Source organism: Paenibacillus xylaniclasticus, from assembly GCF_004001065.1.
Classification (GTDB): domain Bacteria; phylum Bacillota; class Bacilli; order Paenibacillales; family Paenibacillaceae; genus Paenibacillus_T; species Paenibacillus_T xylaniclasticus.
Map to the genome: position 1 here is coordinate 30,066 of NZ_BIML01000017.1, position 25,022 is coordinate 55,087.

19 protein-coding genes and 2 riboswitches are annotated in these 25,022 nt (G+C 51.9%); of the genes, 12 read left to right on the plus strand and 7 right to left on the minus strand.

All coding sequences use genetic code 11. The annotated features are described in order from the left end of the window. The first annotated feature begins 32 nt into the window (after window positions 1-32). The 3 genes from PXY01_RS15320 to PXY01_RS15330 all read left to right on the plus strand — a co-directional run bounded on the left by PXY01_RS15320 (window position 33) and on the right by PXY01_RS15330 (window position 6,949). Window positions 33-2,126 (plus strand): methyl-accepting chemotaxis protein, encoded by a 2,094-nt coding sequence (locus tag PXY01_RS15320; protein WP_127570890.1) that lies wholly within the window; start codon window positions 33-35, stop codon window positions 2,124-2,126. A 141-nt stretch (window positions 2,127-2,267) separates the two neighbouring features. After that, window positions 2,268-3,896: an SWIM zinc finger family protein gene (locus PXY01_RS15325; RefSeq protein ID WP_127570891.1), complete on the plus strand. Its 1,629-nt coding sequence runs from the start codon at window positions 2,268-2,270 to the stop codon at window positions 3,894-3,896. Then, window positions 3,893-6,949 carry a DEAD/DEAH box helicase gene (locus PXY01_RS15330; protein ID WP_127570892.1) on the plus strand — a complete coding sequence of 1,019 codons (3,057 nt, stop codon included), beginning with the start codon at window positions 3,893-3,895 and terminating at the stop codon, window positions 6,947-6,949. The genes PXY01_RS15325 and PXY01_RS15330 overlap by 4 nt, the downstream gene beginning before the upstream one ends. A 75-nt stretch (window positions 6,950-7,024) precedes the next feature. On the opposite strand, the gene PXY01_RS15335 is transcribed toward PXY01_RS15330, so the two are convergent. After that, window positions 7,025-7,549, minus strand: coding sequence for a YwhD family protein (locus tag PXY01_RS15335; protein ID WP_127570893.1), 525 nt, complete (start codon window positions 7,547-7,549; stop codon window positions 7,025-7,027). Between the two features lie 240 nt (window positions 7,550-7,789). On the opposite strand from PXY01_RS15335, the gene PXY01_RS15340 reads away from it, so the two are divergent. The 3 genes from PXY01_RS15340 (at window position 7,790) to PXY01_RS15350 (ending at window position 12,162) form a co-directional block, all read left to right on the plus strand. After that, complete coding sequence (locus PXY01_RS15340) at window positions 7,790-9,946, plus strand: M1 family metallopeptidase (RefSeq protein WP_127570894.1); 2,157 nt, start codon at window positions 7,790-7,792, stop codon at window positions 9,944-9,946. Window positions 9,947-10,039: 93 nt separating this feature from the next. Next, complete coding sequence (locus tag PXY01_RS15345; RefSeq protein ID WP_127570895.1) at window positions 10,040-10,855, plus strand: hypothetical protein; 816 nt, start codon at window positions 10,040-10,042, stop codon at window positions 10,853-10,855. A gap of 637 nt (window positions 10,856-11,492) precedes the next feature. Then, a riboswitch (cyclic di-AMP (ydaO/yuaA leader) is annotated at window positions 11,493-11,654 on the plus strand. Window positions 11,655-11,658: 4 nt separating this feature from the next. Further along, window positions 11,659-12,162 (plus strand): C40 family peptidase, encoded by a 504-nt coding sequence (locus tag PXY01_RS15350; protein ID WP_127570896.1) that lies wholly within the window; start codon window positions 11,659-11,661, stop codon window positions 12,160-12,162. A gap of 192 nt (window positions 12,163-12,354) precedes the next feature. Here PXY01_RS15350 and PXY01_RS15355 read toward each other — a convergent pair whose 3' ends face one another. The 3 genes from PXY01_RS15355 to PXY01_RS15365 form a co-directional block, all read right to left on the minus strand. Then, on the minus strand, window positions 12,355-12,813 hold the full coding sequence (locus PXY01_RS15355; protein ID WP_127570897.1) for a hypothetical protein: 459 nt from the start codon (window positions 12,811-12,813) through the stop codon (window positions 12,355-12,357). Window positions 12,814-13,191: 378 nt separating this feature from the next. Next, a complete protein-coding gene (locus PXY01_RS15360; protein ID WP_127570898.1) occupies window positions 13,192-13,656 on the minus strand; it encodes a hypothetical protein in 465 nt (154 codons plus the stop codon). A 100-nt stretch (window positions 13,657-13,756) separates the two neighbouring features. Next, entirely contained in the window at window positions 13,757-14,077 is a 321-nt protein-coding gene (locus tag PXY01_RS15365) for a hypothetical protein (RefSeq protein WP_127570899.1), read from the minus strand. A gap of 325 nt (window positions 14,078-14,402) precedes the next feature. Further along, window positions 14,403-14,561, plus strand: a riboswitch (cyclic di-AMP (ydaO/yuaA leader). A gap of 44 nt (window positions 14,562-14,605) precedes the next feature. On the opposite strand from PXY01_RS15365, the gene PXY01_RS15370 reads away from it, so the two are divergent. Next, window positions 14,606-15,040, plus strand: a complete 435-nt coding sequence (locus tag PXY01_RS15370) for a C40 family peptidase (protein ID WP_127570960.1) — start codon at window positions 14,606-14,608, stop codon at window positions 15,038-15,040. Window positions 15,041-15,168: 128 nt separating this feature from the next. On the opposite strand, the gene PXY01_RS15375 is transcribed toward PXY01_RS15370, so the two are convergent. The 3 genes from PXY01_RS15375 to PXY01_RS15385 form a co-directional block, all read right to left on the minus strand. After that, the gene (locus PXY01_RS15375) at window positions 15,169-16,080 is read right to left on the minus strand and encodes a sensor domain-containing protein (protein ID WP_127570900.1); all 912 of its coding nucleotides are present in this window, start codon (window positions 16,078-16,080) and stop codon (window positions 15,169-15,171) included. A 215-nt stretch (window positions 16,081-16,295) separates the two neighbouring features. Next, window positions 16,296-16,856 (minus strand): acyl-CoA thioesterase, encoded by a 561-nt coding sequence (locus PXY01_RS15380; protein ID WP_127570961.1) that lies wholly within the window; start codon window positions 16,854-16,856, stop codon window positions 16,296-16,298. Between the two features lie 64 nt (window positions 16,857-16,920). After that, the gene (locus PXY01_RS15385; RefSeq protein ID WP_127570901.1) at window positions 16,921-18,168 is read right to left on the minus strand and encodes an aspartate aminotransferase family protein; all 1,248 of its coding nucleotides are present in this window, start codon (window positions 18,166-18,168) and stop codon (window positions 16,921-16,923) included. A 512-nt stretch (window positions 18,169-18,680) separates the two neighbouring features. Between PXY01_RS15385 and PXY01_RS15390 the strand changes: the two genes are divergently transcribed. The 5 genes from PXY01_RS15390 (at window position 18,681) to murI (ending at window position 24,889) form a co-directional block, all read left to right on the plus strand. Further along, the gene (locus PXY01_RS15390; RefSeq protein ID WP_127570902.1) at window positions 18,681-19,658 is read left to right on the plus strand and encodes a diaminopimelate dehydrogenase; all 978 of its coding nucleotides are present in this window, start codon (window positions 18,681-18,683) and stop codon (window positions 19,656-19,658) included. A 310-nt stretch (window positions 19,659-19,968) separates the two neighbouring features. Beyond that, the gene (gdhA, locus tag PXY01_RS15395; RefSeq protein ID WP_127570903.1) at window positions 19,969-21,339 is read left to right on the plus strand and encodes an NADP-specific glutamate dehydrogenase; all 1,371 of its coding nucleotides are present in this window, start codon (window positions 19,969-19,971) and stop codon (window positions 21,337-21,339) included. Window positions 21,340-21,479: 140 nt separating this feature from the next. Continuing rightward, entirely contained in the window at window positions 21,480-22,937 is a 1,458-nt protein-coding gene (gene pdxR, locus PXY01_RS15400) for a MocR-like pyridoxine biosynthesis transcription factor PdxR (RefSeq protein ID WP_127570904.1), read from the plus strand. A gap of 147 nt (window positions 22,938-23,084) precedes the next feature. After that, window positions 23,085-23,978, plus strand: a complete 894-nt coding sequence (locus PXY01_RS15405) for a DMT family transporter (protein ID WP_127570905.1) — start codon at window positions 23,085-23,087, stop codon at window positions 23,976-23,978. A 116-nt stretch (window positions 23,979-24,094) separates the two neighbouring features. Beyond that, the gene (gene murI / locus PXY01_RS15410; RefSeq protein ID WP_127570906.1) at window positions 24,095-24,889 is read left to right on the plus strand and encodes a glutamate racemase; all 795 of its coding nucleotides are present in this window, start codon (window positions 24,095-24,097) and stop codon (window positions 24,887-24,889) included. The last annotated feature ends 133 nt before the right edge of the window (window positions 24,890-25,022 follow it).

Genomic DNA, 25,022 nt, shown 5'->3' on the forward strand with positions numbered 1-25,022 from the left:
TCTAACACATCAGTCCCGAGGAGCGTCTTACAATGTTAAAGCCGTTTACATTCATCATGAACCGCATCAACTACAACCAGAAGTTCATATTGATCGGACTCCTATTCCTCATCCCTATCGGATTCATGTCTTATTCTCTGGCATCAGAAGTTCAGAAAACCATTACAGTCAGCAAGGACGAACAGAACGGCCTCAAAACCCTTAGACCAGTCGAACAACTAATCCTTGTCGTTCAGAAGCATCGCGGGCGGGCTAACGCTTATTTGAACGGGGATACGAGCGTCAAAGCGGAGCTCCAGCAGCTTCAGAATGAATGGCAGCCTTATCTCGAAGAAATTAACAAGCAAGTCCTCACATACGGTAAACAATCTAAAATTGCTATGACCTGGAACAGCATCCAGACTGGATTGACTACGCTGCAGGAGAAATCTGAATATTACTCGGCTAATTACAGCTTTGATATGCATACATCGCTAATTGAAGATCTGTTGAACCTTACTATTACGATTTCAGACGAATCCGGACTGACTCTCGATCAAGAGTCTCATACTTATTATTTAATGGACATGATTGTACAGCGGCTGCCACAGATGACCGAGATCGTTGCTAAAACACGCGGTCAAGCGACCGGTACATTGCTTCGCGGCAAGCTAGATCCGGCAGAGCTGCAGAGTTATATGCTCGATTACGACCGCATCCAGAATGCGAATGCAAGCTTGCAGAAGGATTGGACAAGCGCACTCGGTTACAACGATAAGGTAGCGGAATTGGAAGAGGTCTTTAACGCAGCTAACGCAGCCGTTCTAGATTACAGCACCTTATTCAAGACAGAAATTTTGAGCGAAAAGCTGGCGATTAAAAGCGACGAATATTTTACACACGGTACGGAAGCAATTGGCAGCATGGCAAACCTTTACGACGAAGTATCGGCGTTGATGGACCACCTGCTGGATCATCGCATCGAAGGGGCGAGAAACGAATTAATTAGAATGTTCGCTCTGATTGGTATCATTTTGCTCCTTGTTGTGTTGTTCTTTATCGCTTTCTACCGAAATGTGAAAGGTACAATCGTCGAACTGGAGAAGACAGCCAACCTACTCGCCGAAGGCGATGCAAGCGTTCGGACTAATCTCGTGACGCGGGACGAGCTGCAAGGGGTCGGGTTAGCCTTCAACCGCGCGGCTGAAGCCTTCTCCGATCTGCTGCGCTCGAATCATACCGTTGTTGAGCAGCTCGCGGCAGCGTCCATCGATATGGAATCGGCGGCAAGTACGACGACGCAGGCGACCAACCAGATTGCTCAAGCCATTCAAGAGCTAAGCTCCATGGCCGATCAGCAATATGCGATATCCGAACAAAATGCCGACGCAATGGCAGAGATGGCAGATGGCGTTACGCGCATTGCCGAATCGGCTGGCACCGTGTCCGATAACGCTAGCCGAGCCGCCGCAAACGCGGCCGACGGGCGAGAGGCCGTCTTAGATGCGGCGAAGCGCATGACCGCGATCCAGAGAAGCTCTGACGAGACAGCCGAAGCACTCAACAGGCTTGGCCAGCTGTCTGACCAGATCGGTTCTATCGCAGCCGTCATGACCGAAATCGCGAACCAGACCAATCTGCTGTCGCTCAATGCGAATATCGAAGCAGCGCGGGCCGGCGAACACGGCAAGGGCTTCGCCGTCGTCGCCCAAGAGGTGAAGAAGCTATCCGAGCAATCCCGACAGTCGGCAGATGAGATCGGCAAGCTTGTATTGGAAGCAGCAGAGGGCATTCAAACAGCGTTCGCTGCAATGAGCGGCAGCGCCGAGGAAACAGCTCGCGGCATGGCTGCAATGAATCAGCTGACCGTGCTGTTCGATGGAATATCGGATGCTATCGACAGCGTTGCCCAGCAGATTAGCGATGTATCAGCTTCTTCCCTGCAGATATCTGCCTCGACAGAGGAGGTTGCTTCATCCGTACAGGAAACGTCTGAGCATTCCCGTACTACGCTCGACAAGACGCAGGAGGTATCCGCCTCGACAGAGGAGCAGCTCGCCAGCATGGAGGAGGTGCTTGCTTCTTCTGAAGCGTTGAGCGCCACCGCTGCCAAGCTTCAGGAGATGCTGCGCCGATATAAATATTAATCCACTTAACCTGCTAATTGCCGGCCGAACCGATCGATGACAACGAACGGTATCGGCCGGCTTTTCTTTAATTGTCCGATGCATGTTGTATAATGTCTGATAAGCAATCATTACACTATTCAACGTTTAGGAGATTACATAATGAGCTCTCTCTCCCCGACGATAGACGATAACAACTGGAACAAGCTGCTAACGCAGGCCGCCGCGCTTTACAATGACGTAACGCTGTCGCGCGGCTTTCAGTATTTCAAGCAGGGACGGGTTCGATCCTACACACCGCTGAATGAGCAGCTCATTATAGCTGTCGTAGCTGGCTCCGAGCATTACAACACCAAGCTGAACGTGGACAAGCTCTCCGCGAGCCGATGCGAATGCCCGGTAGGCAGTAACTGCAAGCATATCGTGGCCGTGCTGCTCCAATATGCACAACGAGGCGGACGGCCTGCCGCCGCTATCATAAACGCGAAATTGGCAGGCGTCATCCCGGCACACTCCAGCCAAGCAGTCTCTTCAAGCCCGACCTTACAGCAGCTCCTTCTTCAGGCCAAGAAGCTGCCGGAGCTATCGATGGTGCAGTGGCGCGAACTGTTCGAGCAATGTACGCAGACGCTGACCGACACTCGCAGTCTTTTGAACGGACAAGCCATACTTGCCTCCATCCAGCGAATAAAGCCACCTCTCCCCGCTGATCTAGATCTAATCTACGAGCTGGCCGCCCGCTTATACGCACTGGATAAACTATTAGCCAGCACTCGGCAGCAGTGGCATGCGCTCGGCTACTTCTACAGCTTTCAGTCTCAAGAGGCGTTGTCAGCCTTAACGCGCGAAATCGATAGCCTGCTTAACGGCCAGTCTCCGTTCGCGGCTATCACGAATGTCGAACAAGAGACAGCCATCCGTCAGAGGCTTGCTGATATAACCGATGAGGTGCGCCGCCAGATGCTGTCGGAGGCTGGGACCGCTCGCACTTTACTGAACGTGTACCTGCTGCTGTGGTCGACATGGCTTAAGCCTCCAGCCGGTGAGCTTCGTCCGTTCGCGGCAGAGCTGGAGAAGCTTCTTGCAGCGAAGCCTGCAATAGAAGATGCGCGTTCCCTACTGCCTAGCCAGCTTGCAAGGAGCTGGATGCATTATTACTTGTCACAAGATGAAGAGGCATGGACGACGCTGCGCGAGGCAAATCAGGGGAACGCTATTCTACCCTCAGACTTAACGGCCTTCCTGCGCTTTCTGTCGGCTGAGCGGGACTGGGACCGCATGCTTCGCTGGCTCATCGAGCTCGGTGACCTGCTCAGCGTCCACCGCTCCATGGAGCTGTACACCTATATGGCAGGCTGGAATACGCTGATCGAGCATTTGCCAGAGGCGGAGCACGTAATGTGGCAGACGCTGATCGGTATGCTTCCTGCTTCCGAGCATATATACGATGAAGCGCTGCTCACCTACGGCAAGTGGCGCCAATGGATCGACTACCAGATGAGCTCCGGCATTGATCCATTAGCACACCGCGCTACGGAGCTTACACCGATCGAGAAGCATGCGCCCGAGGCGCTGCTACCTTATTATCATCAAGCCGTCGAGCGTTATGTTCTGGCCAAGAATAGAGATGGCTATAAATCCGCCGTCAAGCTGCTGAAGCGGCTCGCCAAGCTGTACAAGAAGCTAAAGCAAGAACAGCGCTGGGAGCAATTCCTGGAGGCATTCGCCGACCGGCACAGCCGGCTCCGAGCTTTGCAGGAAGAGCTTCGGAAAGGAAAGCTGATCGAATGAAACGATATTACTTGCAGACGATACATCTACAAATCAGTCTGACCAACTACGGCGATGCGTTAATATACGGAGAGCTAGAATCAGGAGAATATGCATCCGGTCTCTTCATCAAGCAGCGACTATTCGCTTGGCATAAGCCGTCCTTCTACGGCACTGAGCTAACTACACAGTCCGTCCAGGGCGTCGAGCTCGTACTGCTTCCTGCCGAGCAGGTCATTCCATTCCTTGCCGAGCATGAACTCCTTGAACATATCGGGTGGATATGGGAGGATGATGCCCGCACTATCGTCGAAGCCGCGCCTCTGCTTGCCTCCTGCATCGAAGAACGAAGATTCAAGCCAAGCTTCACTGCGATGAAGGGTGGCAAGCCGCTTCAATGGATATGGGACGCCGACAAGCTTAAGACGGAGGAGCAAGCGATTCTTGCTTCACTGGCAGATAAACGTAACCGGTTCGCAGAAGGTCTGCAGGCTGCATTCTCCGCTTCAGTCTATGAGACGTATTACGGCACGGAGGCCGCCTCCGCTGACCTGCGTCAGGAATTCCCGCTTTTATTCACGAACAACGCTGCCCAGAATGCCGGTCTAGACGAGACAGCATGGCTGATTGCTGCAGGCTGGAAGGCGGATACCGCCCCGTTCCGCCCGTTGCTGCAGCTGCTGGAGCCGGATGAAACCGAGCCCGATTGGCGGCTTCAGCTCGTACTACAGGATAAGCTTGATCCTTCGCTGCTTGTTGCGATCCGAATCGCAGAAGATGGACGCGCCTTCGGTTCATGGCCTGTGGCATGGTCTTCATCAATCCAGGAGCGCTCAGCTGGCTGGCTGGACCGTCTGCGCGCCTGCTTACCGCCCGCACGGTTAAACGGTGGCCAAGACGATATCCTCAGCAGCCCGATGCCCGATGAGGCGGCTTGGCAGTTCTTAACTTACGACAGCCACCGACTGCTCGAGGCCAGCTGGCAAGTGCTGCTCCCCGCTTGGTGGGAGGCAGCCAGCCGCAAAAAGCCCCGTCTGCGTGCCAAAGTACGCGATGCCGCAGGCTCACGCGGAGGCGGACCATCGCTATTCGGCCTGCATGCAATCGTCGACTTTGATTGGCGGATCGCAATTGGAGACGCCGATCTGTCAGAAGCCGAGTTCAACGAGCTTGCAGCCCGCAACGAACGGCTCGTCCGCTTCCGAGGCCAGTGGATCGCGCTTGACCCGAATTTGCTCTCCCAAATTCGACGGGCGATGGACAGCATCGACCGATCACAAGGACTGTCATTCCAAGACGTGCTGCAGCTTCACCTGCTTGGCGCCCACGACCAAGGTCAAGCTGGCGGCACGAATGACTCCTCTACGGATAAGGACGACGATAAGGAAGAACGGATAAAGCTGGAGGTAGAGCTGAATTCGCAGCTAATTGAGCTCGTAAACCGATTAGGACAGCCTTCCGAATGGCCGCTGGAGCCTCCGCCGGCCGGACTGCATGCCGAGCTTCGCACCTATCAGCGCGAAGGCTTTGCATGGCTTGCTTATTTGCGGCAGTTCGGACTCGGAGGGTGTCTAGCCGACGACATGGGACTTGGCAAAACGGTGCAGCTAATCGCTTATTTACTGCACGTGAAGGAGTCCGCGGCCGCTTCGCCAACCCGCTCCGACCGGCCTCCCATGCCTGCGCTCGTCATCTGCCCGACGTCTGTAATCGGCAACTGGCAGAAGGAGCTGCAACGCTTCGCACCCTCGCTGCGCGTCATGCTCCATTATGGCAGCAGGCGTCTTAACGGGGAGGCGTTTCTTGCGGAGGCGACCGCGGCAGATGTCATGCTTACGTCTTACTCGACCGCCGCGCTCGATCAGGAGCTGCTGCAGCAATACCATTGGGCATCCATCTGCTTAGACGAGGCACAAAATATTAAAAATGCGCAGACCAAGCAGTCCTCTGCGATCCGAAGCTTTACCGCCGATCACAGAATTGCTTTGACCGGCACACCAATCGAGAACCGGCTGTCCGAGTTGTGGTCCATCTACGATTTTATTAATCCGGGGTATCTGGGTACCGCCAAGGGCTTCCAGCAGCGGTTCGCGAACGCAATCGAGAAGGAGCATGACGTACATCGCACCCAAGAGCTGCAGCGTCTCGTCAAGCCGTTCATGCTGCGCCGCAAGAAGAAGGACCCGAGCATTCAGCTTGATCTGCCGGATAAGAACGAGATGAAAACCTATGTCCATCTCACGCCTGAACAAGGTGCCTTATACGACCAAACGGTAAGCGATCTGATGGAGAAGATCCAAACGCTCGAAGGCATCGAGCGCAAAGGCGTCATTCTATCAGCGCTGACGAAGCTGAAGCAGCTGTGCGACCATCCTATTCTGCTGACCGGGGAGCCTCTGCCGGAGCTGGAACTGAGTCAGGAACTAACAGCAAATCGCATACAGTCCGATCCAGCCCAAGCCAATGCTTCCGAACAGACGGAGGGCGAATATGAATCCGCCATGGACCAGCTCATTGCCCGCTCCTCAAAGCTGGAGAGGCTGCTGGAGATGGTGAAGGAGCTGCGCGAGGAAGGCGACCGCTGCCTTATTTTCACCCAATACATCGGGATGGGCAATATGCTGAAGCAGGTGCTGGAGAAGCGGCTTCAAGAGCCGGTGCTCTATCTGAACGGCGGCACGTCCAAGAAAGCCCGGGACGCCATGATTGAACGGTTCCAATCCCGGACGCTTCCCGCCGGCGAACAGCCGGGCGTATTCATTTTATCGATTAAAGCAGGCGGCGTTGGGCTCAATCTGACGGCGGCGAACCATGTGTTTCACTATGACCGCTGGTGGAATCCCGCTGTAGAGAATCAAGCAACCGACCGCGCTTACCGAATGGGTCAAACCCGTGATGTCCAGGTTCATAAATTTATCGCACTGGGTACACTGGAGGAGAAGATCGATGAAATGCTGGAGAGCAAGCAGCAGCTGAGCGATAATGTCATCACGAGCTCGGAAGGCTGGATTACGGAGCTGTCGACAGAGGAACTGAAAGATCTGTTCACGCTTCGGCGAGATTGGAACAGCTAAGGCTAGCGTTTCGCCATATATAAAAAAACCGGCATTCAGCTGCTCCACAGCAGCTAGTGCCGGTTTTCTCTATTGCTAAGCTTCAAGCGCTTGCTTCAACTCTTCGGAAGAACGGTCCCACCATTCTTGATTATGCTCGACAAGCAGCTTCTTCAGCGCTGCCTTCTGCTCTGGACCAAGGTTGTCCAGTATAATCCGCCGCTTAATGGCGTAATCCAGCCGATTAACATGATCGGCGAGAATCTTCCATCCGCGCCGCGCCTCGGTGTCAATGAGCATCTCGCATGACGTCGCTCCGCCATAGAATGAGCCTTCCTCATTACGGTCTACCGCGATCCAGACAATCCAGCACGGTCTGCCATTCGGTACATCTTCCTTATTCGGGCTGAATTTAATCCCCTTCTCAATCTTGCTCTTCGCATGCATTGCGCCGACGTCGATGACCGCTTCCGCCCCGTCGATAATGACAGGAGATACCGAGCTCAAATCAATGGAGCCGGCGCCAAATCCCCGATGCTCCTTATTGCTGACTACGTTAAGCGACAACGACTTCTTCGGCTTCGGTGCTTCCGCCGAACCGCCTTGACCTTGTTGTTCCATCTATCTTCACACCTTTCCGCTTACGGTGCCGCGCTGACGCCAACAATTTGCTGATCCGAACGTCAGATTGCCTTCCCAACTTATCATCCGCAGCCCTGCGGCGGGCGGCCAGAGCCCGCGAGGCCGCGCCCCGCATGAGTTTGTCCGCTTCGCCTCACAATAATTCCATTTTAGCTAATAATCCGCGAAATGCAAACATATACATGCCTTAGATGCTTGTCAACGGGAGGGAATCGTTCAATGACTCCACGACACGTCAAAGGAATTGCCGTCGCACTGCTCCTCGCCACTGTGCTCGGTTACACGTCGTCCCAAGGATTCGGCGAAGCTTGGAAGTCGCATTATATGTACGCCTATTCGTCTAGTGAAATCCATGCCACCAGCTCAGGGATCGCCACAAGCACGAAAGACAGGCTTTTCGAAGCCGGAAGCCCGGACCGCATCATTCATTCAGACGACGATATGGAAAATGACCTCAGCGCAAGCCAGCGAAGCAGCCCTGGCAGCCGGGTGACCACAGCTCCTGGAACGTCGTCTAACGGCCCCGCTCCTTCAGGCAGTCCTGAGCCGAACTCCATCATGACGCCGGATACCCAGACGCTCAGCAAGCGAGTGTCCGAATACCATATCGACGTGAAGCTGGATCAGACAGGCCGCATGCTAAATGGTCAAATGATCGTCACCTGGACGAATCCGGGACGCCAGCCGGTATCCGAGCTGTACTGGCATCTGTATCCGAACGCCTTCTACTCTCCGAAGTCCTCGTTCATGCGCGAGTCGGGCGGACAGCTGCGCGAGGATCGCGCCACAGCGAACAGCTACGGCTACATGAACATTACCGAGCTGCTGACTGAGCAGGGCCAAAGCCTGCTGCCACGGCTTCATTATGTACAGCCTGATGACGGGAATGAGGACGACCGTACACTGGCCAAGCTCCGGCTTCAAACCCCTGTGATGCCTAACAAAAGCGTGACGCTCAAGGTCGGCTTTGAGGTGAAGCTGCCCGAGGTATTCGCGCGAATGGGCTATGCCGGCGATTTTGTCATGGCTGGCCAATGGTTCCCGAAGCTAGCCGTATATGAGACGGCAGGAACCCGCGGCCGTGCTGCCGATGGCTGGAATGCGCATCAGTATCACGGCAATTCCGAATTTTACAGTGATTTTGGCATCTACAGCGTGAACATTACGGTACCGCAGCGGTATAAAGTAGCTGCCACCGGCTTCCAGACGAAGCCGATTCAGACATCTGGCGATTGGAAAAGCTATCAGTTCTACGCTGATGACGTGCACGATTTTGCATGGGCAGCCTCTCCCGATTTTGTATATGCAGAAGAATCACTGTCCGCTCCCGGCATCCCGGGCGTTCGCATCAAGCTGTACCTTGACCCGCTCCATGCCGGCCTCAAGGATCGCTATCTGCATGCGGCCAAGTCAGCGCTGATCAAATATGCACAATGGTATGGCTCTTACCCCTATTCCACACTATCCATTGTCGTCCCTCCCAAAGGGGGCAACGGAGCAGGCGGAATGGAATACCCGACCCTCGTGACCGCATTTGCTGCCGAGGATGAGAGCCCAGGCTATTCGCTCGAGCGAACGATCGTGCACGAGATCGGCCATCAATACTGGTACGGCATGGTTGCGACGAACGAATTCGAGGAAGCGTGGCTGGATGAGGGCTTCACTTCCTACGCCGAAGACAAGGTAATGGAGACGGAGTACGGTGTCGCGCCGAACCTAGCAATCGAATCAAGCTACATGACCAGCCCTGCGCCGCTTAAGCAATTGTCCTGGTCCTATCACAGCCACGATCATTATGCGGAAAATGTGTACATGCGCGCCAAGCTCGTGCTCGTCGGCATTGAGAAGATGGTCGGCGACCGGACGATGCAAAAAATACTACGGACCTACTTCCAGAAGTATAAGTTCAAGCACCCTTCTACTGCTGATTTCGAGCGCGTCGTTGAGCAGGTGACCAAAAAGAAATGGAGCGATTACTTCCGCCAGTATGTGTACGGCAATCAAATGGCTGACTTTGCCGTCGACCGGATCTCCGTCAAGCCGGTTAAGCATCAGAACGGGACAACGCAGTACGAATCGACCGTACAGATACGCAGACTGGGCGGCATCAACGGCTCAGTACCAATCGTCTTCCAATTCACAGACGGAACGACAATGACACGAAGCTGGGACGGATCGGACGCCCGCATCCAGTTCAAGTTCTCTCACAGCGCTCCGCTGCAATGGGCCGCTGTCGATCCGAAGAATACGAATGTACTCGACAACAAGCATATCAACAATTATATGAAAGCCGAGCTGCCCGACCGGACGCGCACACGCTGGAATCTGGGTGCAGCCAAACTGCTCGACGCGATAATCGGAGCATTCGGCTGGTGATAGCAGCGGGAAGCTCTGCCCTTCCCTATTCGCAGATACGATGCAATGCCCTCTGAAGCTTAATAGGGCAGCAATCGGAAAGGAGCGTATCGCATGAAGCAGCATTTGAAGGCCGGCTGGACACTGACGGTTCGCCACCTCTATATCATTATCGTACTTTTCGTTTATCGGCTGTTATGGGGCTTCTTCCTGTACCGGCTTATAGACGGTATCATAGCGCCGCTGCTCCGCCGCTTCCCGGACGCCGGCATGCCGGCGTCCGCTGGCCGGTTATTCTTCTACGAAGCGGAATTCCAGCTAACGAAAACCGATCTCATTCAGCCTTACTTATGGATGTTCGTCGGCCTCCTTGCGATGCGCATGCTGCTCTCGCCCTTATTGAACGCCGGTTTGTTCCACTCTCTTCATCATGCGTCGAGCAGCGAAGGCACGCGCTTCCTGCACGGCATTCGGAAAGCTTGGCTACCGGTAACGGCGCTGTACTGGCTTGAGTCGATTCTCACGCTGGCGCCAGGATATTGGCTACTGCCCCGCGCTGTCTCAACGGTGTTAAGCGATAATACGATCAGCGACATTGCAAAGGCGCTGCTGCCAGTTGCCGGCGGCTGGCTGTCCTGGGGCATTCTGCTTCATCTGATCTTTCTGGCTATGCAGTTCGGAGCCGCGTCCGGTCAAGGAATATTCAAAGGACTGTGGCAATCCATTCGGCGATTTCTTCCTTATCTCGGCGTCTCGCTTTTCATGTGGTGCGCTGCCGGCGCAGCCGGATTGCTTATCTCGTCAGCCTCCATGCTGTGGGCCGGGTTTCTCGCCATCCTCGTTCATCAGGCATACCGGTTCATTCAGACGATGCTGAAGGTATGGACGCTCGCCGCACAATTCGAGTGCTTGCGCCCGGATAGTGGTTAAATGGATTCTCCCATTTTATATCCCCCCAAACCTCCCTTACGGGAGGTTTATTGCGTATTGAATCTTGCATTTCTATCTTAACGCCCTCTAAATTGTAAACTTATAGGATGATGTATAAATTTTAGTTTTATTTCCCTTTATCATTCAAATATCCGGTATACTTATGTATAATAGTAGACAACTAATCTCGAATGATCCCGCATGCTTTCTAGTTCGGTCCCGAGAAGATTAAATTTAGGATGATGTATATGGAGTCTATTGAAGCACGCAATTTGGGATATCCCATTCTCTTGATTCTGTTTATCGCACTCATTTGTCTAATCGCATACTCAAGTATAAGATTAATCAAAGGAAGAAATGAAAATATCAAATACTTCACAGTGGTAATCGTTTGTATGACGATTTCAATTGTCATTATCTCTCAACTTATTCATTAGATTGAACGACTAACTGGACTTTAGATTTCTATTAAGAGAGGGAGGCCTTCGCCTTCCTTTTTTTTATTAATTAATCCTTAAGAAAAATTAGAAACATTCTCATAATCCATTTATCTCGCGCTACTAAACATGAGAATTATTAGAAATTCGACATAGCGGAAGGATTTTCTTCAAAATACCCGAATTACTATTCCCCGTACATAAAAACACTGCCGAATTTCCGTGTACGAAAACGGGGGAACCAATCTGGGTGAATTGATCCCGACCTTGCTTGTTCACTGTAACAGGTCGGTCAGAGGGTATCATAGGGGACCTTCAACCGAACCCCACAGCTAACCTCGTAGGCAATGGAAGGAGCACGAAGTCGTGCGTTTCAAGATTTCAGCTATACTCGCAGGTCTCGCCCTGGTGCTAGCTTTTCAAGCAGGAAGCGCCTTCGCGGACTCCAAACTTAACGAAATAGTCGACAGCGTATACGGTACGCCGTATCGTGCAGCTGGCACAACAACCAAAGGCTTCGACTGTTCGGGATTTACCATGTATGTATTCAAGCAGTTCGGTATTGACTTGCCGCATTCGTCAAGCGCACAAAGCAAGCTTGGCAAGAAAGTGGCAAAGGATGACCTGCGCGAAGGAGATCTCGTATTTTTCAACACGAGCGGCAAAGGCGTATCCCACGTCGGCATCTACGTCGGCGACGGCAAATTCGCTCACTCCTCCTCCAGCAAAGGCATCACGATCAGTAAACTGAGCGACTCTTATTATTCAAAGCGTTATTTATCTGCTCGCCGCATTATGAGCACGGCATCTTACGAGAAGTATGCGGATGATCCAGCCGACCAAGTAGACGGCGGTCCAGACGTAGACTAATCACGTAGATGCACGTTCACATGGCCCGGCCATGTTATAACGGGAACCGCATGCTGATTGCCCTAATGACTAGGCATTCGCGTGCGGTTTTTGCGTATTACGATACCTTCAAGATCATGCGGTTCACTATACTATAGATAACATCAAGCGCCCCCGCTCATTCCTTGATGAACAGGGGCGCTTGATGTTCAATTATGCCGCATTTAGCCTATAAGGTTTATTCATGTCCCCGCTATACGTACCATTTTTGCTGTACACCTTCACATATCGAACGGCTGAGGTAGAGAACGTTACCGTCTCATATGTAGCTGTAGAGGTGGCGCTTGCAATCAGATTGCCGTACTCATCATAAACTTCAAAATCATAGTCAAATCCAACAGGATGCGCAAGACTAATGTATTTTGACGCATATGGAACCAATTTGTAGTAATCGACATCCGTTGGGGTCGAAATGTTGGAAACCACTTCATATACCGGGTATTGAATTCCCGAGAACCGATCCTGCTCAAAATGAAACGGCATCGGGGTTGCCGTTGCAAGAGTGTCGTTCGGTTCATAAAGGTCGTAGGCTGTGGCTGCCGCAGCAAATACACCAGAAGCTAGTGCGAACATGGATACCGTAACACCAAGTTTCTTAAACCATTTCATCATTAACATCTCCCTTTTAGACGGATATGGCATCACTGCCGCACTGTATGAAACTCAGCCCTCTTCCCCCTCTCTCATCATCTACCATCTATGTTATAAAAAATTTTTTCCAATGTAATATAAAATACCTTTATTAACTCTTATTACCTAGTAAAACAAATCAAAAGCCCTGCTCTTGAGGAGCAGGACCCTGTTTTTCGCCAGTAGATCGAGCAGCACGGCACGACTTTCGGCTCACTGTAGTCAGCGCAAAGCGCCCCCGCTCATCCTATTGAAACGCAAAAAAGTCCCGCTCTTAATTAGCGGGACCTCTTGCAGCACAGCTTGAACCGTAAAGCGGCAGGGGACACACCGCTTTACATGCGAACTCGCAGCTGCAGATTAATAGTCAAGCCGATCCGTTATATATCCGGATACATGCCAACTATTGGAGGCATCATAGAACTTGAAGTAACCTCCGACCGGCTGGCTAAGTCCGTTCACAGTGCCGGCAACCGACGCAACAAGCACATCATTCTTATAGATATGGAACTTGCCGTAAATCTGATCTACTGTTGTCGAGCCCAGGCTAACCAGCCGGAACTCATACTTCGTCGCTCCTACATACGATATTGCATTGAAGAAGCCCTGATTACCCGAGCTAAGCGGATGTTCAGTCCAACTTGCAATCGCATTGCCGCTAGTCGAGTTTAGCCAAGCTCCTGTAATACCGTCCTGCACATACATCGGCTTAGTCGAGAATATGCCGTGCACATACGTGCTCGGTGCAGCCGAACCAGATACCGCAAAGCTCATCATCACGACCAACAGCACGGCAACAATCGGAGCGAGCCATTTTCTTTTCATTACTCATCCACCTTCCAGTTTGGTTTTTGTCCCCTAATGAACATATTCGAGGATCACAAAACCATTCCTCCCAGAAATGGATTTTAGTGTAACTTTTTTTCTATAGGCTGCTCTTCACATGCTCCGCGATCCGCTCCGCTGTCTCCCGAACGAGCTTGATTTGCTGCTCAGAGGAAGTAGTCGTCGTCAACTCGTGCCCCCAAGACTCATTCCAATCATAGGCCATTTCAACGCCGTCCTTCGTAAACTCGACCACTTCGCCTAAGTAATAGTCCCAATGGGAATCAACCCGCACGATCCGTTCCGGCTTTATTACGTCACGTATGTAATCGATAACCGGATCGATATACCGCGCATCATTCGGAATCTGGATCGGCACCCTATTAAAATTCACATTGGATTGCCCGTTCTCCTTACTCATCAGCTTAACCTCCTGCCTCGGCTCAGGATTAGTCTTCCCTTGGAATATATAATTATTTACAGTATAGCATGCCGAGTTCCGTAAGTATTTCATCCACTTAAATGTAAATACCGTCAGAAGATGCTCATTAACGATTACAATAAGCTCTCTTATTAGGGAATCGCATTAGCAATGGTAACGACACATGATCACATTTCATCTGGGCAATCCGGTCTCTACGAGCATGGTGTGCACAAAGAACTAATGTCCCTCAACGAGTTACCGAGAAATTTTTCCTAATTCTAAGCAGGAATTAATAAAATTTTATCGAATCTTTAGAGTTGTTATTCAAACTATGCCGAATCTCCGCGTATGCGGGGAACGGGGGAACCACTTTGGGTGAATTGATTTCGCCGTCTCGATCAATCGATGCACGCCGCAGGAATCATAGGGAGCCTTCAACCGAACCCTACAGCTAACCTCGCAGGCTTTGGAAGGGGCAGCGCTACGTTGGGCAAGAAATCGCTTACATTTTTACTCGGACTAGCTATGCTGCTGACGGTGCAAGTAAGCAGTGCTTTCGCAGACTCGAAGCTGGACGATACGATCGATGACCTAATCGGTACACCGTATTTGTCCGGAGGCACGACAACCAAAGGCTTCGACTGCTCAGGCTTCTCGCAATACGTATTCGGTAAACTCGGCATTACTCTAGAACGGACAAGCGGTTCGCAAGCTAAGATGGGAGAGCAAGTCGAAAAGGACGAGCTTCGCGCGGGCGACCTCGTATTCTTCAATACGAGCGGCAGCGGCATTTCGCATGTTGGCATTTATGTCGGGAACGGCAAATTTGCGCATTCATCGTCCAGCAAAGGTGTAACCATCTCGGCACTTAGCGACTCCTATTACTCGAAACGCTATGTCACGGCTAGACGAGTTATGGACAACGACGAATACAAGGAACTCGCAACCGATCAGAAATAGTATGTCCGCCCGCGGCATTGCCGCATGCATCGGCTTTCCTAGCAGAGCCGGCAAAGCAGCCTCAAGGATGAGAAGCAACTCATCCTTGGGGCTTTTTTATTGTTCCCAGCACAGTACCGATCCGTCAGCTAAGGAATAATAGCCTTCGGCTGGAGAGGGTTCATTGGAACGTCTCTGAGGTCAAGATCGGAATCCGGCTTATCAGCTGATAAGGACGGTGGGGCCGGTGCATTAGGATCGAACGGCTCGAAAGGGAGCGATTCCAGAATATCCGTCGAATGCTGCGGATAAGACGACGATTCGTAAGCAGGCTCCTGTTCGTAAACAGGTGGGTGCTGTTCCACTGCTGGCTGCGGCTGATTATGCTGCCGGGATGCAGCCTTGCGCGCCGAGTGCTGAAGCAGTGCTTCGATACGTGCCGCTTGAGCGACTGTCAGCCTCGCGATAATTGGCCATCCCATTAGAACAAACAGTACGCCGAGACCTGATCCAATATATGAGCGCTCCAGTGGCTCCAAATTCGGAAATAGCGTATCCAACACTACATCGTCCTGCAGAATCGGAATGCCGAACCGGTCGAGCACCAAGTAGACAATCGGAGTTAACACCATTGCAGCACCCGTCAGCGGGAAAATGACAGCCATAGCGAATTGGATGACCGCGGCCGGAAGCTTAAAAATCCAATACATAAGAGGAACATAGGGCGCAGACGACGTAAACATTTCCCGGTAAGTGAATGGTCCGAACGGAACCGAAGGCAGATCAGAGCCAGACGCCTTATGCGGCAGAAGCCGATTCGTGCGATACACATCTATAAGCATCAACACATGTGATACATAAGCGGCTGCTTTCAAGATCGGCAGACCGATCAAGATCGGCGTTAAGCCAAAGCCAAGGATCGTTAACGTAATCGATACCACAAAGCCGATAATCGATAGCGGCAATGTAATAAACACCATATAAAGCGCTCGTTCTATATACCGGCCGATCAGGCCGGTTGACGGAAGCGCTGCAGGCGGTTTCGTACTCGCATCTTTCATTTGTTGCAGCTCCTTTAACGTGTCAAATATCGTTAAAGTAAGTGTATTCCTTATCTCACCCTTACACTACAGTCCCCCGTCCTGTCCCCATCCCCGGCTTTGGTCGAGTAAGGCTTCGGACCTGGGAAGGAAGCTGACCATTCTCAAAAGAAAAAATCCGGCGCCATCTCGCATAGATGGCGCCGGCATATGTAAGTAACCTAAACCAATAACCTCTAGTCCCAAGGCTGCTCGACGGTCAAAAAGCCTGCGAACCGTTTGCTCTCTTGTCTGCGGATACGACGCATATCGGCACGGTGCGGCGCGGTCTCATGAAGCTTCAATTCTTCTGCCGTCTCCGGCACCACTTCCGGAACGGGGACCGGCTTGTTGTCGTCGTCAAGAGCGACGAAGGTAAGAAATGCGGTCGCTGCAACTATCCGTTCGCCTGACAACAGACCTTCTTTGACCACTTTAACGAACACTTCCATAGACGACTTGCCTGTCCATGTCACGTACGCCTCCAAGCCTACGGAATCCGTAGGGCGGATCGGATGCAGGAAGTCGACAGAATCGGTTGATGCCGTCACGACCGTCCGACGGCAATGCTTTGTCGCCGCGATCGAAGCGATGTCATCGATATACGCCATCAGCTTGCCGCCGAACAGTGTATCATGGTTGTTCACATCCGTTGGAAAAACACGAGCTGTTTTGTAACACTTTGATTCTCTGCAATAACGTTGATTCACAGAAGTATACTCCTTTGCAGAATTCGACTTTAATCGACATATTATCATGTTGGGGCCCGGATTTCCAATCCTCCACGCCGCTATAATCGAAATAACGAATGATCCAAATCTATCAACCGCCAATCACTTGCTCCAAGGAGATGGTCAACCGCTCCAGCATAACCGAGACGTCCTCCTTCGTTACGATTAACGGCGGCATCAGCCGGATGATGGAAGGGCTCGGCGCATTAATTAGCAGCCCATTCGCCAGAGCGGCGGCTGCAAGCTCGCTGCCGATCGGCCTCGGAAGATCAAACCCGATTAATAGTCCCATCCCTCTAATGCCCGATAGTCCGAAGCGTCCAGCAATGGAATGAAGCTCTTCCCGAATATAGGCTCCTATCTCCTCCGCTTGACTGGGCAAATTATGACGGACAACCTCCCCGAGCACTGCACAACCAACCGCCATAGCAAGCGGCTGCCCCGTGTACGTACCGCCCTGCTCGCCCGCCTCGAACAAATTAAGCTCTTCCTTCGTCAGCATAGCGGACAGAGGAAAGCCAGCGCCAATCCCTTTGGCCAGCGTCACGATATCCGGCCGAATGCCGTAGTGCTCGAACGCGAACAGCTTGCCGGTCCGGCCGATGCCCGTCTGCACTTCATCGAACACGAGCAGAATGCTTCTTTCGTCGCACAGCTTACGCAACTCTTTGATATATTCAGCATCCGCTGGATGCACCCCGCCTTCCCCCTGCACCGGCTCAATCATAATGGCACAGGTCCGGTCGCTGACGGCCTGGCGCATCGCTTCAATATCGTTAAAAGGCACATGGTGGAAGCCTGGAACCTTCGGCGCGAACAGCTGCATCCATTGAGGCTTGCCCGTCGCCGACATCGTCGCCAGCGTCCGGCCGTGAAAGCTGCCGATCGTTGTCACAATCTCGTAAGCGCCATCTAAATGGATGGAGCCGTATTTACGCGCGAGCTTAATAGCACTCTCGTTCGCCTCGGAGCCGCTGCTTGCGAAGAACGCACGGTCATAGCCTGACAGTTCAGTCAACAGCTTGGCGAACTGAATCATCGGCTTGTTGTAATAGCCAGGACTGGCATGAACGAGCTGCGCCGACTGCGAAGCAAGGGCATCGCGCAATACAGCTGGAGAGTGACCGAGCGCATTCACCGCCCAGCCGCCGATAAAATCGAGATATGGCTTACCGTCGGTATCCCAGATGTACATGCCCGTACCGCGTTCCATAACAACCTCCGGGCGCTTCGCGGTGTACAGAATTGAAGCTGATGCCTCTTCGAGCAGTTGTTGCGTATCATTACCGATATGGCTTACCGAAGGGTGCTGTGAATAAAGTGCTGAATCAAGCTGCATAATAAATAACCCCCTTAATGAAAATGGATAATTATTTATACAATAAAATGAATAATTATTCAATATAGCGTATAAAAATTATTTCCTACTGACAGGAAACTAGTCAAGGGCGTTCTATTAAGTCCATGCCTATATAGTGATCCCCAAGCGATATGCCATGCCCTGAAACGAACACTCCATCACTTTTTTTGTGGAAAAAGTTAGGGAATTCCAGGCGTTCGGGATGCGTAAGAATTGATATAATTACAACCACTAATCAAAGAGTAGTTCAAACGGACATAATGAGATATTAAAATAGGTAGCGATTTTTTAGTCGGCAGGATTTAGAGCGGAAATTTTTTGCACATAATTAATATGGACTTGCATTTAAATGTTCATAAAGTTGGAAAAATAAAATGGGGGACAAAAGCCACTGTAATTCTCTTTGCCCGTTTACATTTCATGTAACATCTCTATACTAGAAATTATGTGTCCTTGGAATTAAAATATTTGAATTTGTAGGAGGCTAAACAATGAGTAAAATCCAAATTGGCATCGTCGGTTACGGCAATCTCGGCAAAGGCGTCGAGAAAGCAATCGCGCAAAATCCAGACATGGAGCTTGTCGCCGTATTCACGCGCAGACAGCCGGATCAAATTGCAGTAAGCGGCATCAAATTCGAGCATATCTCGGCAGCCGAGCAGTACAAGGGCAAAATCGACGTCATGATTCTATGCGGCGGCTCCGCTACGGACCTCCCAGAGCAAACGCCGGTATTTGCCAGCATGTTCAACACGGTCGACAGCTTCGATACGCACGCGAAAATTCCAGAGTTCTTCAACACGGTTAATGCAGCTGCAACACAAGGCGGTCATGTCAGCGTCATCTCGACAGGCTGGGACCCAGGTCTCTTCTCGCTTAACCGTCTTCTTGCGGAATCGATTCTTCCAGAAGGCAAAGACTACACCTTCTGGGGCAAAGGCGTAAGCCAAGGCCACTCCGATGCGATCCGCCGTGTTCCAGGCGTCAAAGCTGGTGTTCAATACACGGTACCGGTCGAATCGGTTATCAACCGCATTCGTTCAGGCGAGACGCCGGAGTTCACGACGCGTGAGAAGCATCTTCGCCAATGCTTCGTCGTGGCAGAGGAAGGCGCAGATCTCGAAGTTATCCGCGAGACAATCGTCTCGATGCCGAACTACTTCTCGGATTATGACACGACCGTAACGTTCATCTCCGAAGAAGAATTGAAGACCGAGCACCAAGGCATGCCTCATGGCGGCTTCGTGATCCGCAGCGGCATTACGGGCCAAGGCACGAAACAACTTATTGAGTTCGGTCTGAAGCTCGAGAGCAATCCTGAATTTACTGCAAGCGTTCTCGTCGCTTATGCAAGAGCGGTGCACCGTCTGAGTGCCGAAGGCCAAAAAGGCGCAAAAACGGTATTCGACATTCCGTTCGCTTACCTCTCGCCGAAATCCGGAGAAGAGCTGCGCCGCGAACTTCTGTAGCCGATAGGTGTATGAAATTCCCTGAAATCCCCGCCATCCCTGAAGTGGCGGGGATTTCTTCCGTTTTTGCGATCTTTTTTTGTACTATTATACACTTTATTTGCACTACATAATATATATTAAACCTAAAATGCCCAAATATAATTCAAATTAATCGGGGGTCAAAGTTTTTTTTATTGGCGACTGCTGAGGCAATGTTTTAAACTTTGTAATTATCACAGGCTGATAGTGTAAACGAGTGTTCAAAAACTGCAAAAACACTGGAGGACGAATCCTCGCAGTTACACAAGTTAAAAGGGAGTGTAGAACCGTGGTAAGTACGATTACAAAAAATCAAGCAGCGAAAGACTACGTTCAAGCTGTTTACGACAAAGTTATTAGCCGTAACCAAGGTGAACCCGAATTCCACCAAGCAGTTAAAGAAATTTTCGATTCACTTATTCCAGCAATCGAAGCTAATCCTCAATACATCGAACAAAACATTTTGGAGCGCATCGTTGAGCCAGAACGGGTTGTATACTTCCGCGTTCCATGGGTAGACGACAATGGCAAACCTCAAGTAAACCGCGGCTTCCGTGTTCAATTCAACAGTGCAATCGGACCTTACAAAGGCGGCCTCCGCTTCCACCCTTCCGTTAACGCGAGCATTATCAAATTCCTCGGCTTCGAGCAAATCTTCAAAAACTCGCTTACCGGCCAACCAATCGGCGGCGGCAAAGGCGGCTCTGACTTCGATCCTAAAGGCAAATCGGACAACGAAATTATGCGTTTCTGCCAAAGCTTCATGACAGAGCTGTACCGCTATATCGGTCCAGACGTTGACGTACCAGCTGGCGACATCGGCGTTGGCGGCCGCGAAATCGGCTACATGTTCGGACAATACAAACGTATCCGCAGCGGCAATGAAGCAGGCGTTCTGACGGGCAAAGGCCTCCTGTACGGCGGCAGCCTGACGCGTACGGAAGCAACGGGCTATGGCTGCGTATACTTCGTCAACGAGATGCTCGCATCCAAAGGACTCAGCTTCAATGGCAGCACGGTTGTCGTATCCGGCTCCGGTAACGTATCCATCTATGCAATCGAGAAAGCAACTCAGCTCGGTGCGAAGGTCGTCGCTTGTTCCGACTCGAACGGCTATGTATATGATCCAGACGGCATCGACCTTGCCCTCGTGAAGCAGCTGAAAGAGGTCGAGCGCAAACGGATCAGCGAATATGTGAAATCGCGTCCGCAAGCTAAATATACAGAAGGCTGCTCCGGCATTTGGTCGATTCCTTGCGATATCGCGCTTCCTTGCGCAACGCAAAACGAGATTAACGAAGAGTCGGCTAAGCTGCTCGTGAAAAACGGCGTTAAAGCAATCGGCGAAGGCGCGAACATGCCATCGACGCTCGCAGCAATCGACACGTTCCTGAACAACGGCATTCTGTTCGGACCAGCGAAAGCAGCGAACGCTGGCGGCGTAGCGGTATCCGCTCTCGAAATGTCCCAAAACAGCATGCGTCTGTCGTGGACGTTCGAAGAGGTTGACGCGAAGCTGCACCAAATCATGAAAAACATCTACAACAACAGCGTTGCAGCTGCTGAGAAATATGGCCATCCAGGCAACCTCGTCGTTGGCGCCAACATCGCCGGCTTCGTTAAAGTTGCTGACGCGATGATCGCTCAAGGCGTCGTTTAATCGACTGCCTCTTCTACATCTGCATTACCTAAGACCGCGCGGCAGCGCGGTCTTTTTTGTCTGCAAGCCTCTACATTGCCGATTCGTCCAAGCCATGCATATAATAAAGCATCTATCGATCCTATAATGAGGTGTTCGATTTGTTCGATATACGGCTAACGGAAGGAACGGAGCATCCGCTATACATACAGTTGTACCAATACATACGGCAGCTTATTGAGTCAGGCGCTCTGCAGAATGGCTCGAAGCTGCCTTCTATTCGCGCCTTGCGTGAGCAGTCTGGTCTTAGTCGAACAACAATTGAAACCGCCTATCACATGCTGCTTGAGGAAGGCACAATATACAGCAAACCGCGTTCCGGTATTTACGTATCGAGCGGCTCCGGTACAGAGAGCGCGTATCAAATACCTTCTCTAACTGTGAACGGATCTGCCATAGCATCCCCCGCCCACGCTTATACGGAGCGCCCGCATACCGCTCTAGATGACGCTGTCATTGACTTCAATATGCTAACCGTCGACCGCGGCACATTCCCAGCAGCGGCATGGCGTTCGGCGGCATCTGACGCGCTGACACTCTATAGTGAAAATCTCCAGCAGTATGGCGATCCTCAAGGCGAGTACGGCCTGCGCGCGAGCATCGCCCAATATTTGAACCGTTCCCGCCGCGTCCTCTGTACACCCGAGCAAATCGTCGTCGGAAGCGGCATCTCATCGAACCTTCAGCTGCTTGCACGGCTTCTGCCGGACGTATCGGTCATCGCGGTCGAACGGGAGGGAATTGCCCAAGTAAGAAAGAAGCTCCAGCAGCACGGCTTTCGTCTTACCGCAATTCCAATGGTTCGGGAAGTGCCATGGGCAGCAGAACTAACGAGCCAAGACATTCGAGCGGTCTATGTTACGCCGTCACACCGTCCTGCCGGTCAGCCGCTTACCTACCCGCTTCGCTGTCAGCTGCTTGATTGGGCCAAGCAGAATAACGGCTATGTTATTGAAGACGATTACGATGGAGAGTTCCATTACTCTGGCCGTACTGTTCCATCGCTTCAAAGCATGGATGATGCAGGCACCGTCATTTACTTGGGGACGTTCTCGAAATCCTTCACTCCGGCTCTCCGTATGGGCTATGTCGTTCTTCCTGCTCCTTTGCTAAGCAAGCTGAAGGAGTTGGAGCAGGTTCTCTCTCCTCCATCGCGGATCGATCAATGGGCGATGGAGTTGTTTATGAAACGCGGACATTGGTACCGGCATATCCGGCGTATGCGTACCGTATACAAACGTAAACATAGCAAGCTATCCGAGCTCATTCATACCTACTGGCCGGGCCGAGTTCATATTAACGGAGACTGCGCAGGACTTCACTTGGAAATAACCGTTCAAACCTCCTATAGCGCCAGGCAGCTTGTTGATCTGGCAGCTCGCGCCGGCATCCTCATCTATCATCAACAAGATGTCGAGGAACGGACAGCTGCTGCGAACAGTAAAGATCACCAAGGCGAACCGCGTCTTTATCTCGGCTTCGGAGGCTTAAGCGCTGCCGAGATGACGCAAGGTATCCAGCGCCTCGCCCGTGCATGGTCGCACATCTGGCAGCCGTAAGACTCCATCACAGGGCTGCCGGACATCCCAAACCTCCCCCGCTCGTTGCCAGCTATTACATAGCGGTATCTTTTTCACTTTCTTAACCGAATGTAGTAGTATTACAGACGATGCATTTTAACATATAGGCAGGGAGATTTCGTCTTTATGAGTTCAGTCCGCAAACCAGCCATTACCTATGAGCTCCTATATGTGATCGGCATTATCGCGATTTCGTTCTCCTCGATATTCGTTCGCTGGTCCAGCGCCGATGCCGCCGTCACCGCAATGTACCGGCTCTACTTGACCAACGCGCTGATGCTGCCTCTATTGTGGCGCTTCCGCCGGGAATGGCTTCAACTGACGTTAAAGCAATGGGGGCTGTTAAGCATATCCGGCGTCATGCTGGCCCTCCATTTCTTGCTGTGGATGGCTTCGTTAAGCTACACGACCGTCGCCAGCTCTACAGTCATCCTGACGCTGGAGCCCGTGTTCGTGATGATTGCCTCCTTCCTGCTGTTCGGTATCAAAGCGAACCGCACGATGCTCCTCGGTATGAGTATTGCGATGATCGGCTCAATCATTATCGGCTCCGGTGACTTCAGCCTTTCCGCCGACGCACTGCTCGGCGATGTGCTGTCGCTGCTCGGCGCGGCCGCTGTAGCTGTCCATATGATGATCGGGAAGCAGCTAAGAAGCGAAAGCAGCCTCAGCGCTTACGTCTACAATTTCTCGGTATTCTTCATAGCGGCGTCGTCTCTAGCGCTGTATAACCTTGTCCGCGGTAACCCATTTACCGGATATAGCGGACAAGATTGGAGAGCATTTCTGCTTCTCGCGATCGTCCCGACGCTGTTCGGCCATTACTTATTCAACTGGCTGCTGAAATATTTGAACACGACAGCCGTCTCCATGTCAGTGCTGGGCGAGCCCGTCATCGCATCTGTTCTTGCCTGGATACTGCTGAACGAGGAGTTAACCGTCTACCAGTCCGCCGCGGGCCTGCTTATTCTGTTCGGCGTCTGGTTGTTCATCCGGCATGGGAAGGAAGCACCCGCTTAAGCAGGGAACAATAGGATACGAGATTTATCCCTTTTATACCTTGCCCTAGGGGGCCGATAGGGGTATGCTGAGTAGTAGAAGCTTAAGAAGACTACATAGATAGGAATCGATTGCTCATGACTATTGGATTCTTTGATTCAGGCCTCGGCGGGCTCTCCGTATTAGCGGAATCGCTGCGCAAGCTGCCCGATCAAGATTATCTCTATATGGCCGATACACTTCACGTCCCATACGGGTCCAAGACGAACGCCGAAGTGAAAGAATATGTGTTCCAAGCTGTTGAACGAATGATGGCCGAAGGCATCGATGCGCTCGTCGTCGCCTGCAATACGGCAACCAGCATTGCCGTGGAAGATTTGCGGGCCATGTACGATCTGCCCATCGTCGGCATGGAGCCGGCTGTGAAGCCAGCAGTTGAGATGAACCGCGCCACAGGTAAGAGAGTGCTGGTCACGGCGACGCTGCTGACGCTGACCATGCCGCGCTATTATGCACTCGTTAATCGCGTGGATGAAGGCGGTATCGTCGATTCACTGCCGCTGCCTGAGCTTGTTCACTATTGCGAGAATCTGCAGTTTGATCCTGACGTAATGGTGCCCTATTTCCAGAGTAAGCTTGCACCCTACAATCTGGATGACTATGGGATTATTGTGCTAGGCTGCACGCATTATCCGTTCTACGCCGACATTTTGCGCAGCATGCTGCCTCCGCATATCGGAATTGTCGACGGCAACGCAGGTACAGTCCGCCGTCTGTCAGCCCTGCTCAACCGGTTCGGCATCGCAGGAAGCGGCAGCGGCAGCGTCACATTCCGATGCATGGGCAATGAACCGGCATATTTGGACAAAATGCAAACCGCTCTCGCCTTCATCTCAGAGCGCTTAGAAGCCAGAGAAAACTCCAAAAACTAACTCAGCCTCATGGCAGATGAAAAGGCCGGACAGCATATCCAAGCTATCCGGCCTTGCACGTATCCAGCATAGAGTTCTCTTTCCTCCGTCGGTTTCTTATTTATTTAAGTATCAGCCCGATCAAGCTCACCGA